The sequence below is a fragment of the Altererythrobacter xiamenensis genome, from assembly GCF_900177715.1.
Classification (GTDB): domain Bacteria; phylum Pseudomonadota; class Alphaproteobacteria; order Sphingomonadales; family Sphingomonadaceae; genus Erythrobacter; species Erythrobacter xiamenensis.
This window is the reverse complement of the sequence record NZ_FXWG01000001.1, coordinates 1,062,907-1,077,163: the sequence shown is the minus strand read 5'-3', so window position 1 is coordinate 1,077,163 and position 14,257 is coordinate 1,062,907. Positions and strand designations below refer to the sequence as shown.

Below are 14,257 nucleotides of genomic sequence, written 5' to 3'. Positions count from 1 at the left end.
GTCCGATCAAACGATCCTGAAAAACCATTTGTTCCGACATCGCGATTGCACGAAGAGCTATCGCCAGAGGGGCCCGGTAACCCCCGTCAAATATGGAGGACGGGCTGGTTTGCAAGTGCAATTGTGTCGAGCAGTGTCACTCGCGAGCGCGCGATCGAACTGCGCTGCGATGGGGCAAGGCGAATAATCCATCGGCCAGCTTCAAGCGGATTGGCCCGACTTAGGAAACGGGCGCGGCTCAATGTCACAAGGCTTCCCTCCGACGCGTTTACGGGCCAGACTGGAGGCCTTCGACACGACAGGAGCGAGCAGGTGAGCAACGAAGCGACCAATTCTCCCGAGGACCTTCATGCCGAGGACTGGTCCGGCGAAATGGGCGAGAGATGGCTTGCCAGTCTCGACCGGTTCGAAAGCATGATCGCGCCGATCGGCGCTGCCTTGCTGGAGAGAGCAGCTTATCAGCCGGGCGAAACAGTGCTCGATGTCGGCCCCGGCGGGGGCGCAACCACGCGTGCAATTGCTCGAGCCGTCGCGCCGGCTGGCAAGGCGATTGGCCTCGATGTTGCGCCCATGCTCGTCGAAGAAGCGGAGAGACGTTCGGCGGCCGAGGGGATAGGCAATGCACGCTTTGTCTGCGCAGATGCCGCGACCGCGCGTCTGGACGATGCCCCGTTCGACCGGCTTTTTTCTCGCTTCGGGTCGATGTTCTTCGACGATCCGATCCCCGCTTTTGCCAATCTGCACGCCATGTTGAGCCCCGGTGCCCGGATCGACCTCGCGGTCTGGGGGCCTCCGCGTGACAATCTCTGGATGATGGAACTGATGGGAGTGGTGCGCCAGCATGTCGAAGTGCCGCCCGCAGTTCCTCGCGCGCCCGGACCCTTCGCCTTCGAAGACGTCGACTATCTGAGCGAGGTGCTGACGGGCGGAGGTTTCGGCGAGATCGAGATTGCCGCCTACGAAGGCGAGCAGGCGATTGGCGGTCCGAAGACCTCGCCTGAAGAGGCGGTTCGCTTCGTCCTGTCGTCACTTGGTGTCGGGCGCATCCTCGATGAACAGGATGACGCAATACGCCAGCGCGCGAGCGAGGATCTCAAGGCTCTCTTCGAACGATACCTCGTCGCTGGCGAAGGCGTGATGATGGGCTGCAAGGCCTGGCTGGTTTCGGCGAGAGCCTGATCAACGCGCCCCCGGCGTGACCATCAGAGGCGCGGCAGGGTCACGCCCTTCTGACCCATATATTTGCCCGCGCGGTCCTTGTAGCTCGTCTCGCAGCGCTCGTTCCCCTTGAGGAAGAGGAACTGGCACGCGCCCTCATTGGCGTAGATCTTGGCGGGAAGCGGCGTGGTGTTCGAAAACTCCAGCGTCACATGGCCCTCCCAGCCCGGCTCCAGCGGGGTGACGTTCACGATGATGCCGCAGCGGGCATAGGTCGACTTGCCGAGGCAGATCACCAGAACGTCTTCCGGCACGCGGAAATACTCGACCGTGCGGGCCAGCGCGAAGCTGTTGGGCGGGATCACGCAGACATCGGTTTCGCGGTCGACGAAGCTGTTCGAGGCAAAGTCCTTGGGGTCGACCACCGCGCTGTCGACATTGGTGAAGATCTTGAACTCGGGCGCGACGCGCGCGTCATAGCCGTATGAGCTCAGCCCGTAGCTGATCACGCCTTCGCGCCGCTGCGCCTCGACGAACGGCTCGATCATGCCATGCGTCTGCGCCTGTTCGCGGATCCATTTGTCGGAAAGAATCGCCATGCGGGATTGATTCCGCATGGGCGCTGGCAGGGCAAGCGGACGTGGAAATTTAGATGTGGGAGGTTTGGTGGCTTGGTCGGTTAGCGGCCCGGCCACCCGCACCCTCCGCCCTTCCACCCGGATGGTATCCCGTCAGGCTCCGGGTGGAAGGGCGGAGGGTGCGGGAGGTCAGGATTTCACTCAATCTACGCCGGCTTTGATCCCGTACCGCCCAAGCTCCTCGACTGCGCGTTGCCCCCCTTCGGAGTAGCGGCGCCATTGGGCGATCGAGCTTGAATAGAGCGGCTGGCGCACCTGAACCGAACTCGCCGTGGCGACGGGATCGCGGTTCTGGTGGAAGTCCATGCAGGCTTCTTCCCAATCGAGGTCGCAGAACGCGAGCAATTCTTCGGTCTTGCCGCGCTGGTCTTCGATGATGTCCTCATACGCGATCGCCATGAACCGGCCCTCTGGCAGAGCGGCTTGGTAAGCCTTCGCCATGCGCTCGAACTGCGCGACGAAATGGGCCGTGTCACCGAAGTCGTAATTGTAGCTGTAATAGCTGAAGCCGGTCGCGAAGAGCTGGCGGTAATTTGCGAAGAGCATATCGAAGGGAGAGCGCCTGAGGCAGATCACGCGCGCGCCAGGCAATGCCCGCAGGATTGCAGGCACGTAGAAGGAATTGAACGGCATCTTGTCGATGAAGCGGGGGCTGTCTTTTGCCAGCATGCCGGCGCGGCGCAGATATTCCTGGCCGACCGGGTCCAGGTCGGGAGCCTTGGCCGCCGCTTCGAGGATCTGCGGCTCCAGCACATGCGGCCCCGGCGTGCCGAGCGTCCGTTTGAGCAGGATGGCGAAATCGGACAGCTCGCCGACGGAAGTGACCTGAGAGTGCGAGGACAGGATGCGCTCGACCAGCGTGGTTCCACTGCGGGGCATGCCGACGATGAAGATCGGGCGCTCATCACCCTCCGGCGTTTCGGCGATGGACTGCGTGGAGGACGAAGCAATGGCCGCATCGACCAGCGCCCCGGTCGTCTTACGGTCGTGATCGACTTCGCCGCGTTTCGCTCCTTTCGCCCGGTCGAGCCAGGTGAGCGATGCGTCCCATTCCTCGGCGCTCTCGGCCAGCCGCGCGAGCGCATGGCCGAACAGGAGCCGCTGGTCCGGATCGCTGCTTGCCGCAAGCTGTCTCTCGAGTGTCTCCTGCCAACCCTTGTCCGGTTCCTTCGCCAACTGGACCAGCGCCAGCCAGCCGCTGGCATGTCCCGGGTCGAGCCGAACCAACTCGCGGAATTGCAGTTCCGCTTCGGCAAGCTCTCCTTCGAACTGAAGTGCCACCGCGAGATTGTAGCGATAGTCGGGGTTCTTCGGCACGTGTTCGACCGCGAGGCGCATCGGGGGGACCGCTTCGGCGTGCCATCCCGTGCGTGACAGGATCACGCCAAGCTGGTTGGCGATATGCGGGTCTTCGGTCCCGAGCGCGCTGGCCTGGCGCGCATGGCTTCGCGCGGCATCCTGGTCCTGTTGCAACAACGCTGTTCGCGCCTGCAGCACGGAAAGCCAGCAATGCTCCACCCCGCCCTTGACCAGGATGTCACATAATTTGGCCGCTCCGGGCGCATTGCCGTGCTCGACGGCGATGGCTGCCATGACCAGCACGGCCTCGATTTCCTGCGGGTTTGAGCGAAGGACTTGCTGCGCTGCGGCATGGGCCTGTTCGAACCTCCCGGCGAATAGTTCCCTTTTGGCAACACTGATCGAGGATAGTTTTCCGGAAATTTCGTATCTCCGCCTGTCGGGTTTGACAATCTTGCGCGTCCGTCGCACCAAATGCGCTTGCTGCTTTGCAGCATCGGGACTGGTGCCTCTCAACGAAATAACATGAGGAACCTTTTATCATGAACATACAATATACCAACGGGGTCGCGCGCACTGCTCTTCTGGGCAGCACGATCTTGGCATCGGCTTATGCGGTGCCCGCAATGGCGCAGGAAGCTGCTCCGCAACCGGTCAACAACGAAATCATCGTCACGGCGACCCGCCGTGCCGAAAGCGTCCAGGACATTCCGCTCAACATCGCGGCGGTCGGCCAGGAACAGATCGAAGAGCAAGGCCTTACCGAGCTTTCCGATCTCCTGCCCTTCGTGCCCGGCATCAATATCGTCGATCGCGGCGGCCGCCAGGGCAACCCCGTCATCGTGCGCGGCCTCAACGTCGATGCGATCGGATCGGGCGACGGCAATAATGACGGCGGCGGCACGGTCGCCACCTACCTTGGCGAGATCCCGGTCTTCGTCGACCTCAAGCTGAACGATCTCGAACGCGTCGAAGTGCTGCTCGGGCCGCAGGGCACGCTTTACGGTGCAGGCACGCTGGGCGGCGCGATCCGTTACATCCCGACCAAGCCGAAATTCGGCGAAACGACCGTGATCGTGCGCGCCGAGGCCTCGAAATACTCCAAGGCGTCGAGCCTCAGCCATGAAACCGGCTTTACCGTGAACTTCGGCCTGACCGACACGCTCGCCATCCGCGGTTCGCTCGACTGGACCGACGATTCCGGCTTCATCGACTACGTCAACGTCGTCGACCAGATCGGTGTGACCAATCCGGACACGGCCGATGGGCTCAACCGGATCAAGGATGCCGATGGCGAAGAAACGCTCTCGGGCCGGATCGCGGCGCGCTGGCAGCCGACCGACAGCCTCGATGCGACGCTGACCTATTACTATCAGGAATCGGACATCGAAGGGCGGCGCGTGTCGCATTATCGCGATATCGTACCGGGCCTGCTCGAAGGCGAAGCGAGCGTCGGCCGTTATGAAAACGCCTTCCGCGTTCGCGAACCGAACGAGATCAAGAACGATCTCCTCGCTCTGGAAGTGGTCGCCGATCTCGGTTTCGCCGAACTGACTTCGGCCACCGGCTGGAGCAATTACAGCGACGATGGTCAGCGCGACCAGACGACGCTGCTGATCACGCTCGAATACAGCTACGAGCTGTTCCCGAGCTTCACTTCCTTCACCCGCGAAGTGGGTGAGGAAGAGCGGATCAACCAGGAACTGCGCCTGGTCTCGACCCATGGTGGACCGTTCAGCTGGATCATCGGCGGCTATTACAACCGGTACGATGCGGCTGCCTCGTCATCCGAGTTTGTCCCGAACTACGTGCCTTATGTGAACCAGCCGGCGCTTGACTTCGGCCTGACCGACCGGCCCGATGCGCTCGAATATTTCTCGACCGACCGCATCCGGCTGACGGAAACGGCGCTATTCGGCGAGCTGAGTTACACTCTGTTCGACGCGCTGACGCTGACGGCCGGTGGGCGCTATTACGATTACAGCCTGAAGGCGGCCTCCTCGGTCGATTTCCCGCTATTCGAACCGCTGAGCTACACCCCGCAAACGCTGGACGAGATCAGCCAGAATCCGTTCGATCCCGAGCTGGCGCAGAAGGACGACGGCTTCCTGTTCAAGTTCAACGCGAGCTGGGAAGTCAATCCGGACCTGCTGGTCTATGCAACGGTCAGCGAAGGCTATCGCATCGGCGGCGTCAACGGCGTGGGTGAGTGCGGTGCTTACGATCCGAATGCGACGCAGGGTGCCTGCGCGCTCGCACCGGGACAGCAGTTCGGCCCTGGGCCGGACGACTTCTCGATCCGCGACGAACGTCAGTTCACGCCCGACAAGACACGTAACTACGAGCTGGGCTTCAAATCTACGCTCGCGAACGGGGCACTGACGCTGAATGGTGCGGTCTATTACATCGACTGGATCGACCCGCAGCTGGGCTCTTCCACAGTCAACGCCAATATCCCGATCACGGTCAATGGCGGCGGTGCGGAATCGAAGGGTGTCGAGCTGTCTGCCAACTGGCGGCCGACCGAGCGCCTGCAGTTGCGCGGCAACTTCAGCTATATCGATTCACAGCTGACCACGCTGACGCCCGACCTCATCCGGACGATCACACCGCCCGGCTTCGGTTCGGACTTCGAGGATGGCGAGGATGGCGACCGGCTGCCCGGTTCGCCGAAGACGCAGTTCTCGCTCTTCGGCTCCTACGAGTATCCGCTCAGCAATGGCGACGGGCTGGTCTTCAACGCGAGCTATTCCTACCAGAGCAGCGTCCTCACCCGCGCAGGCGGCAGGGGCTCAAGCCTCACGCTTGATGGCTATGGCGTTGCCAATACATCGGTCAGCTACGAAGCGGACCGCTGGTCGGCGACCCTGTTCGTCGACAATGTGTTCGACAAGTTCGCGGAAACAGGCGCCATCGGCACCGCGCTCAACAACCAGATCGTGACGGATTTCGAAGGCGGCAACGTCTATCCGCGCGCTTTCTCGACCCACATCCTGCCGCCGCGCCAGATCGGCGTCCGGTTCAAGATCAGGTTCGGAGACTGAGCAAACGCACCGGATAAGTCCGGCTGATTTTCGGGCGGCATGCTGTGGCGAAAGCCGGGCGTGCCGCCCTTTTGATATTCTGGCAATCCTCGGCACCCGCGCCCTCTACCCTTCCGCCCGGATGGTATCCCGGCAGGCTCCGGGTGGAAGGGTGGAGGGTGCGGGTGGTTCAGCCCTACTTGATAGCCCGCGCGCCCAGCTGCGGGTTAAGCCCCGTGATGTGGTTGAGCCACTTCTTCGGGCGACGCAGCATGTCGTCGGGATATTCGACCTTGAGGCCGACGATCTGCGCCATGCGTCCGACGAAATGGATGCAGTTACGGGTGTCGAGATCGTAATACTTGCCCGGCTGGTTCCGCCACTTCTTCACCTCGGCCACGATCTGGCGGTATTGCTTGTCGCTGATCGGGATGGTGAAGTGGACGTTGGTCTTCTCCAGATATTTCGGCTTCTCGATCGAGATATCGTGATAGACCGGCCCGTTGAGGATCGCCGGGCTCACGTTCTTGGCAGTGAAGCCGTAGTTCTCGTTCACCGCCTCGCCGGTTTCCTCGAGCGTGCCCTGCATCACGATGAAGGTGTGCGGATATCGCCCGAACAGGACCGATCCGTTGAAGCTGTGAAAGCTCAGCTCGACCTGGGCGAAGGCCTGCGGGGCCCAGCCGAGTGACAGAATGGCGAGAAAAATCGAGAGGATGCGACGCATCTGGCGCATGTATCGCGGCATGCGCCTACTCTGCAAGGCCCTGAGGCATGGGGCGTGCAATCAGCGCGGTGCGAGAAGCCTTCCGGCGACGGCATCGAGCTTGGCGAGGAGCGCGGGATCATGATGATCGGGCGCTGTGATGATCGCGTCTTCCAGGGCGAAATCGATCGGTGACGACTCGCGTTCGGCGGGCAGCGCGTTGATGAAACGAACCACCGCCTCGCGGGCGAGCTGGCTGTTCTTCTGCATCTGGGCGACGACCTTGCCGACATCGACCGCTTCACCGTCCTTCCAGCAGTCATAGTCGGTGACCATGCCGATCAGCGCGTAGGGGAGCTCTGCCTCGCGGGCGAGCTTCGCTTCGGGCATGGCGGTCATGCCGATCACGTCCGCACCCCATTCGCGGTACATGCGGCTTTCCGCGCGGGTGGAGAATTGCGGGCCTTCCATCGCGAGATAGGTCGCGCCGGTCGCGACCTTGCCCTTGGCACCGGCGATAGCGGTCGCCGCCATTTCCGACAGGCGCGGGCAGACCGGATCGGCCATCGAGACATGGGTGACGAAACCGGTGCCGAAGAAGCTGTTGTCGCGGCTTGTGGTGCGGTCGATGAATTGTTCGACGACGGCAAACCGGCCCGGTTCGATCTGCTCGCGCAGAGACCCGACTGCGGAGATCGCGAGAATATCGGTGCAGCCAGCGCGCTTCAACGCGTCGATATTGGCACGCGCGTTGAGGTCGCCTGGCGAAATCGGGTGCCCGCGACCGTGGCGCGGCAGGAAGCGGACGTTTACGTCGCCAATCCGTCCGCACAGAATCTCGTCCGAGGGCTTCCCCCAGGGCGAGTCGACCGGGATCCACTGGGCTTCTTCCAGCCCCTCTATGGCGTAGAGGCCGGATCCACCGATAATGCCAATTGTCCAAGGGCTTACCATGCCCGGATCCCCTGCTTTTGCGACCAGAATGTGCACCGCTTTAAACCGATCTGACGCGAAGAGGCAAAATATTGGTTAGCGCTGAGATAAAGCGTGTGCCCTATTGGTCGAGCGAAATCCGTTCGGGCATGGTCTTGCGGACGAACCTTTCTGCCTTCTCGAAAGGCCCGGCGATCGAATCGCGCGCGGTCATGCGCTCGTAATGCGCGGCAAGATTGCTCCAGTTGTCGAGCTTCATGTCTGCCACCAGCGCGATCTGCATCATGCATGTCGTGACCGAAATGTCCGCGATCGAAAGCGCGTCGCCGACGAGGTATTCACGGTCCTCCAGCTGGCCGTCGAGATAGTCGAAGATCGGGCTGACCTTCTCGCTCCATGTCGCGCGGGCAGTGTCCACATCGGCGTCCTTGCCCTGAAGCAGCGAGAAGAAGATGGGGCGAAACATGCCGCCGCCGCCGTTCATCGCGAGCAGGCTGTCCGAATATTCCTCGTACCACAGCGCACGGCCATGATCGTAAGGATCGGCGGGATAGAGCGCAGGTTCGGGGTGCTTCTTCTCGATATAGCCGCAGATGGCGGAAGAATCGGCGATGGTCCCATCCGGGCCTTCTTCGGCGATCGACCGGTCGCGCATCACCGGGATGCGCCGCGCCGGGCTGATTTCGACGAACCATTCGGGCGGATTGAAGATATCGACGGCCTCGATTTCATATTCGACGCCCTTTTCGATGCACAGGCCTGCAACCTTGCGCACGAAGGGCGACACGGGGCTGCCGTAGATCACCAGATTCGCCATCTCGTCTCTCTCCAAAATCTCTTGTTCCAATGCCGCGGCGTTCTTACCTATTAAGTTGCATAGCGCAATCGATAGGCGCGTATCGCGCGCCGGGGGAGTAAGATAGACGCAAATGACAATTGCCTTCCGGGTATGAGAAGGCCACGCTTTCCTTCAAGTCATTCCATCGATTCGAGAGAGGACCCTCATGGCTACCAAGTACAAGAACCTGATCAATGGCGAGATGGTCGAGACCAGCGAATGGCTCGACGTCGTGAACCCGGCGAACGAGGAAGTGATCGGGCAGGTCCCGGCTTGCGGCAAGGCGGAGCTGGACAAGGCTGTCGCTGCTGCGCGGGAAGCGTTCAAGAGCTGGAAGAAGACGAGCTTCGAGGAACGCCAGGCTGCCTGCATGGCGATCTCCGGCGCGATCAAGGAAAACGCCGAGGAGCTTTATCGCCTCCTGACAAGCGAGCAGGGCAAGCCGCACGAGCAGGCCAAGGGCGAGATCTTCGGTGCGGCCGGCATGTCGGCAGCGCAGGCGACGCTCAAGCTCGAAGACGTCATCAATGAAGATACCGACCAGCGCCTGTCGCGCACCCGCCGCGTTCCGGTGGGCGTCGTCGGCGGTATCGTGCCGTGGAACTTCCCGGTCATGATGGCGGTGCAGAAGATCATCCCTGCGCTGATGAGCGGCTGCACGATCGTGCTCAAGCCGTCGCCCTTCACCCCGCTGACCACGCTCCGCATCGCCGAGCTGATCGCGGACAAGGTGCCGGCCGGTACGGTGAACATCATCACCGGCGAAGACAGCCTCGGCCCGCTGATCACCAGCCACCCGGACATCGACAAGATCACTTTCACCGGCTCTACCGCTACCGGCAAGAAGATCATGGAAGGTGCCAGCGCCGACCTCAAGCGCATCACGCTCGAGCTGGGCGGCAACGACGCTTCGATCGTGCTGCCCGATGCGGACCCCAAGAAGGTTGCCGAACAGCTGTTCTGGTCGAGCTTCTCCAACGCGGGCCAGATCTGCGTCGCGGCAAAGCGCATCTATATCCACGAGGATATCTATGACGAGTTGTCAGAAGCGCTGGTCGAATATGCCAAGAACGTGAAGGTCGGCGACGGCTCTCACCAGGGCACCGGCGTCGGTCCGATCCAGAACAAGAAGCAGTTCGATCGTGTCTGCGAGCTGATCGAGGATGCCAAGGAAAACGGCTACAAGTTCCTCGTCGGCGGCGAAGTCGATCCTTCGGGCACCGGTTATTACGTGCCGATCACCATCATGGACAATCCGCCCGAAGACGCGCGCATCGTGGCCGAGGAACAGTTCGGCCCGGTCATGCCGCTGATGAAGTTCTCGAGCGAGGACGAAGTCATCCAGCGCGCCAACAATTCGGACTATGGCCTCGCCGGCGCGGTGTGGACCGGCAATCCGGAAAAGGGTGTCGAGATCGCAGAGCAGCTCGAAACGGGCACGGTGTGGATCAATGAATATCTCCACCTCTCGCCGTTCACCCCGTTTGGTGGTCACAAGCAGTCGGGCTTCGGTGCCGAATACGGCCTCGATGGTCTGAAGGAGTTCACCTACCCGCAGGTCATCACGGTCAAGAAGGACAACGTACCGGCCTGATGCTCGAATGAGTTGAACCGATATGGCGGCCGTCTGGGGAGACCCGGGCGGCCGCTTTTATGTGAACAATGACAGCACAATTTGGGGAGAGACAATTGGGCGAAGGTGAACTGCTGGCGGGCCTTGCGCGCGCGCTTGAACGCGTGGGGATGGGCAAGCCCGAGGGGCTGCGGCGCTTGACCGGCGGCGCCACGATGGAAAGCTGGCGCTTCTCGTCAGGTGGCGAGGACTATGTGCTGCGCCGCGCTCCCAGCCTCGAGTTTATCGAGGATCGGCCCTACGGTCACGCTACGGAGGCTGCGATAATCGAGGCTGTGCGGGCTGCAGGCGTTACTGCGCCCGAAGTCGTTACCGTGCTGGAGGAAAGCGACGGCATCGGCAGCGGTTTCGTGATGCGCGCGCTACCCGGGACGCCAAATCCGAAAGAAATCCTCGCGATGGAAGGGGCGGAGACGATCCTGCGCGAGGCGGCGCGCGATCTCGCCCGGATCCACTCGGTCAATCGCGCCGACGTGCCCGCCGACGTACCGGTCATGAATTACCGCGAGGCCATTGCGGGCCTGCGCGAACAGTTCGAAGAAGCAGGCGGCGACCGCCCGATCATCGCATTGGGCCTCAAGTGGATGGAGGACAATTGCCCCGATCCGGTCGAGCCGGTGCTGATCCACGGCGATTACCGGATGGGCAATATCCTCGCTGAAGACGGCCATCTTACCGGCGTGCTCGATTGGGAACTGGCGCATTTCGGCGACCCGCACGAAGACCTTGCCTTCGGTTGCATGGCGGTGTGGCGTTTTGCGCGATACGACCGGCCTGCGCTGGGTCTCGGTGCCCTTGTGGACTATTTCAGTGCCTATGAGGCGGAGAGCGGACGCACGGTCGACCGCGAGCGCTTTCGCTACTGGCTGATCCATCGCACCGTGTGGTGGGCGATGGGCTGCCTTGGCTGCGCGAAGAGCTGGCGCGAAGGGAGCGACCGCAGCCTCGAACGCGCGGTAATCTCGCGGCGCACCAGCGAACAGGAACTCGACCTGCTCATGCTGCTCGAGGAAAGCGCACCGGAAGCCGAGCGTGCGCGAGCAGTCGATGTTTCGCGACCATTCCCGCCGCACGGCGAAGCGAGCGCCGGTGAACTGGCGACGGCGATTTCCGAATGGCTCGCAACGATCAAGGACCAGATGCAGGGGCATGACCGGTTTCAACTGGCAGTGGCAAGAAATGCTCTGGGTATGATCGCGCGCGACCATGCGTTCATGCCGCGCGATACCGACCTGGAGCTGGCTGACCGGCTGATCCGCGGCGAACTGTCGCTCCAGACGGAGGGGCTATTGGCCGAATTGAGATCGCGCGCGCTTGAAAAGCTCGAAGTCGACATACCCCGATATCCTGCGCTCGAAGTGGCGCAGAACAAATGGACCGGAGAGGACTGACCCATGGATTTCACCATCCCGCAAGAGCTTGAGGACTACTACGCCGAGCTCGAAAAATTCATCGAGGACACGATCGTTCCGCTCGAGCAGCAGGACGACAACATCCGCTTCTTCGACCATCGCCGCGAGAATGCGCGAACCGATTGGGAGCGCGAAGGCCTGCCCAATCACGAGTGGGAGGAACTGCTCGGCAAGGCGCGCAAGGCGGCTGACGAGGCCGGTCACTGGCGCTTCTCCGCGCCCAAGAAATACGGCGGCAAGGACGGCTCCAACCTCTGGATGGCGGTGATCCGCGACCGGTTCGCCCAGCGCGGGCTGGGTCTGCACAATGACCTTCAGAACGAACACTCGATCGTCGGCAATTTTCCCTTCGTCGCCATGTTCGAGACTTTCGGTACCGAAGAGCAGAAGGACGAGTTCATCTTCGGCGGTTTCGAAGGGACGCGCCGCGTGGCCTTCGGCCTGACCGAGGCCAACCACGGCTCCGACGCGACCCATATGGAAACGCGGGCGGTGCGCGAGACGCGTGACGGTGTCGATGGCTGGCTGATCAATGGCGAGAAGATGTGGATCACCGGCATGCATGTCGCGACCCATTGCGCGATGTTCTGCCGCACTTCCGGCGAAGATGGCGATGCGCGCGGGATCACCTGCCTGCTCGTCCCCAATCCGACCGAGGGTTTGGAGATCGAGGAATGGATGTGGACCTTCAACATGCCGACCGACCATCCGCGCCTCTCAGTCAACAACGTCTGGGTGCCCGAAAGCGCGATGCTCGGCCAGGAGGGGCTCGGTCTCGCGCTGGCGCAGAGCTTCGTCCACCAGAACCGCATCCGCCAGGCGGCAAGCTCGCTCGGCGCGGCGCAATTCTGCATCGAGGAAAGCGTCAAATATGCGCGTGAGCGCAAGCCCTTTGGCGAAGAGCTGGCGAAGAATCAGGCGATCCAGTTCCCGCTGGTCGAGCTCGCGACGCAATGCGAGATGCTCCGCCTGCTGATCTACAAGACGGCGTGGGAGATGGACAACATGCCGCATGAGCAGATCGAGAAGACGATCTCCGACAAGGTTTCCATGTGCAATTACTGGGCGAACCGGCTGGTGTGCCAGGCGGCCGACCGGGCGATGCAGGTGCACGGCGGGATCGGTTACTCACGGCACAAGCCGTTCGAGCATATCTATCGCCACCACCGCCGCTACCGCATCACCGAAGGGGCAGAGGAAATCCAGATGCGCAAGGTCGCTGCCTATCTGTTCGGCTACCTCGGTCCGAAGCGCGGCAAATACGGTTAGGCCCGCGCTTCGGGCAATTCGATCCCGTCCTGCGCCACCGCACCGCGGCGCGAGAGCAGGTACAGCACGAAGCCGACGCCGATGAAGGCGAGCGTCGGCGGCACGCTGTCCCATGGCACTTGCGAGAAGAGCCAGAGGACCAGTCCGATCGCGACCGGAAAGATGACGAGCCAACGCGCGTCCATCGTATCGCGCAGGCCCGCGTCATTGCGCCACCACATCACGACCAGCGCGGCGATGCTGGAGGTGAAGAGGATCTGCTCGACGCTCACCATCAGCACTGCCAGCGCGGTGAAGCTGCCTGACAGCGCCAGTACGGAGACGACCGCTCCATAGCCCGCGATGGCCGCGACCGGCGTCTGGAACCGGGGCGAAACATAAGCGAACACATGCGGCATCAGCCCGCGCCGGGCCATGCCATAGGCGATCCGCGGAAGGGCCACGAACACGTTCAGCTGGAAGGTTGCGGTCGAGAAGATCGCGGCCACGCTGATCATGAGACTGCCCATCGGGCCGAGCACCGCTTCACCTGCGGCGGCAAGCGGCGTGTCGACATTGGTCGGGTCGGGCGCAATCGCGATATAGGCCCACATGATGAGCGCGTAGAATATCGCGATACCGGCAAGGTTGATGAAGATGGCACGCATCAGCGTCTTGCGCGGCTCCTTGGTCTCGCCGGCAGCGGCAACCGCGACGTCGGCCCCGGAAAAGGCGAAGGCGAGCAGCAGCGCAATCGACTCGACCTCTGAAAAAACCGGGAGCTTCACGTCTGTCGGCACGCCATTCTGCGCGAAGCCGAGAACCACGAGCAGCAGCAGCGGTGCCAGCTTGAGAACCGTGCCGAGTTCGATTGCTCTTACCGAGCGTTTGGTGCCGCTGATGCTGATGGCGGTGAAGAAAGCGATCAGCGTGGCGATGGTCGCGAGCCGGACAAAGGGATCGGCAAAGAAAGGGAATATCGCGGCGAGATAGGACACCAGCACGTGAAAATTGGCCGACGCCCCGATCATATTCGTCAACAGCGACAACCAGCCCACCTGGAAGCCGACGACCGGTCCGAAAGCATGCTGCGCATAAAGCTGGGGGCCGCCCGATTGCCGGAAGATGGTCGACAGCTTGGCGACCACCGCCATCACACAGCCATAGAAGCAGGCGAATATGAGCAGCGCGAAGGGCGAGAATGTGCCCGCCGCCGCAAACAGCAGTGCCGGCAGCGCGAATATGCCCGAACCGACAACGGCATTGAGATTGATGACGATAGCGCCCGCAAGCCCGATCGCGCGCGGCGGCTTCTTGTCGTATCCGATCGTTCAGTCCCCCGACTGGAACGCGCCCCGGGGCGAGGCTA

At 62.2% G+C, this 14,257-nt stretch carries 11 protein-coding genes; 5 read left to right on the top strand and 6 right to left on the bottom strand.

Annotated features, from left to right (window positions below):
• Positions 1 to 312 precede the first annotated feature (312 nt).
• Positions 313 to 1,179, top strand: coding sequence for a class I SAM-dependent methyltransferase (locus tag CCE89_RS05225; RefSeq protein WP_234989945.1), 867 nt, complete (start codon positions 313 to 315; stop codon positions 1,177 to 1,179).
• Positions 1,180 to 1,202: 23 nt separating this feature from the next.
• Here the strand turns inward: CCE89_RS05225 and dcd are convergent, their stop codons facing one another.
• Together dcd and CCE89_RS05215 are read right to left on the bottom strand one after the other, a co-directional pair.
• Entirely contained in the window at positions 1,203 to 1,757 is a 555-nt protein-coding gene (gene dcd, locus CCE89_RS05220; protein WP_086436902.1) for a dCTP deaminase, read from the bottom strand.
• A 180-nt stretch (positions 1,758 to 1,937) separates the two neighbouring features.
• Positions 1,938 to 3,566 carry a tetratricopeptide repeat-containing sulfotransferase family protein gene (locus CCE89_RS05215; protein WP_159456584.1) on the bottom strand — a complete coding sequence of 543 codons (1,629 nt, stop codon included), beginning with the start codon at positions 3,564 to 3,566 and terminating at the stop codon, positions 1,938 to 1,940.
• 71 nt (positions 3,567 to 3,637) lie between these two features.
• Here CCE89_RS05215 and CCE89_RS05210 point away from each other — a divergent pair, with 71 nt between their 5' ends.
• Positions 3,638 to 6,139 carry a TonB-dependent receptor gene (locus CCE89_RS05210; protein WP_086436900.1) on the top strand — a complete coding sequence of 834 codons (2,502 nt, stop codon included), beginning with the start codon at positions 3,638 to 3,640 and terminating at the stop codon, positions 6,137 to 6,139.
• A 175-nt stretch (positions 6,140 to 6,314) separates the two neighbouring features.
• Here the strand turns inward: CCE89_RS05210 and CCE89_RS05205 are convergent, their stop codons facing one another.
• The 3 genes from CCE89_RS05205 to CCE89_RS05195 form a co-directional block, all read right to left on the bottom strand.
• On the bottom strand, positions 6,315 to 6,866 hold the full coding sequence (locus tag CCE89_RS05205; protein WP_234989944.1) for a hypothetical protein: 552 nt from the start codon (positions 6,864 to 6,866) through the stop codon (positions 6,315 to 6,317).
• A 39-nt stretch (positions 6,867 to 6,905) separates the two neighbouring features.
• Positions 6,906 to 7,778 (bottom strand): S-methyl-5'-thioadenosine phosphorylase, encoded by an 873-nt coding sequence (gene mtnP, locus CCE89_RS05200; protein ID WP_086437027.1) that lies wholly within the window; start codon positions 7,776 to 7,778, stop codon positions 6,906 to 6,908.
• Between the two features lie 100 nt (positions 7,779 to 7,878).
• Complete coding sequence (locus CCE89_RS05195) at positions 7,879 to 8,574, bottom strand: glutathione S-transferase family protein (RefSeq protein ID WP_086436899.1); 696 nt, start codon at positions 8,572 to 8,574, stop codon at positions 7,879 to 7,881.
• A 187-nt stretch (positions 8,575 to 8,761) separates the two neighbouring features.
• Here CCE89_RS05195 and CCE89_RS05190 point away from each other — a divergent pair, with 187 nt between their 5' ends.
• The 3 genes from CCE89_RS05190 to CCE89_RS05180 all read left to right on the top strand — a co-directional run bounded on the left by CCE89_RS05190 (position 8,762) and on the right by CCE89_RS05180 (position 12,909).
• Complete coding sequence (locus tag CCE89_RS05190; RefSeq protein ID WP_086436898.1) at positions 8,762 to 10,189, top strand: aldehyde dehydrogenase family protein; 1,428 nt, start codon at positions 8,762 to 8,764, stop codon at positions 10,187 to 10,189.
• A 68-nt stretch (positions 10,190 to 10,257) separates the two neighbouring features.
• Positions 10,258 to 11,619, top strand: coding sequence for a phosphotransferase family protein (locus CCE89_RS05185; protein WP_086436897.1), 1,362 nt, complete (start codon positions 10,258 to 10,260; stop codon positions 11,617 to 11,619).
• 3 nt (positions 11,620 to 11,622) lie between these two features.
• The gene (locus CCE89_RS05180) at positions 11,623 to 12,909 is read left to right on the top strand and encodes an acyl-CoA dehydrogenase family protein (RefSeq protein ID WP_086436896.1); all 1,287 of its coding nucleotides are present in this window, start codon (positions 11,623 to 11,625) and stop codon (positions 12,907 to 12,909) included.
• On the opposite strand, the gene CCE89_RS05175 is transcribed toward CCE89_RS05180, so the two are convergent.
• On the bottom strand, positions 12,906 to 14,186 hold the full coding sequence (locus CCE89_RS05175) for an APC family permease (RefSeq protein ID WP_268762215.1): 1,281 nt from the start codon (positions 14,184 to 14,186) through the stop codon (positions 12,906 to 12,908). The two genes, CCE89_RS05180 and CCE89_RS05175, sit on opposite strands and share 4 nt — an antisense overlap.
• Between the last annotated feature and the right edge of the window lie 71 nt (positions 14,187 to 14,257).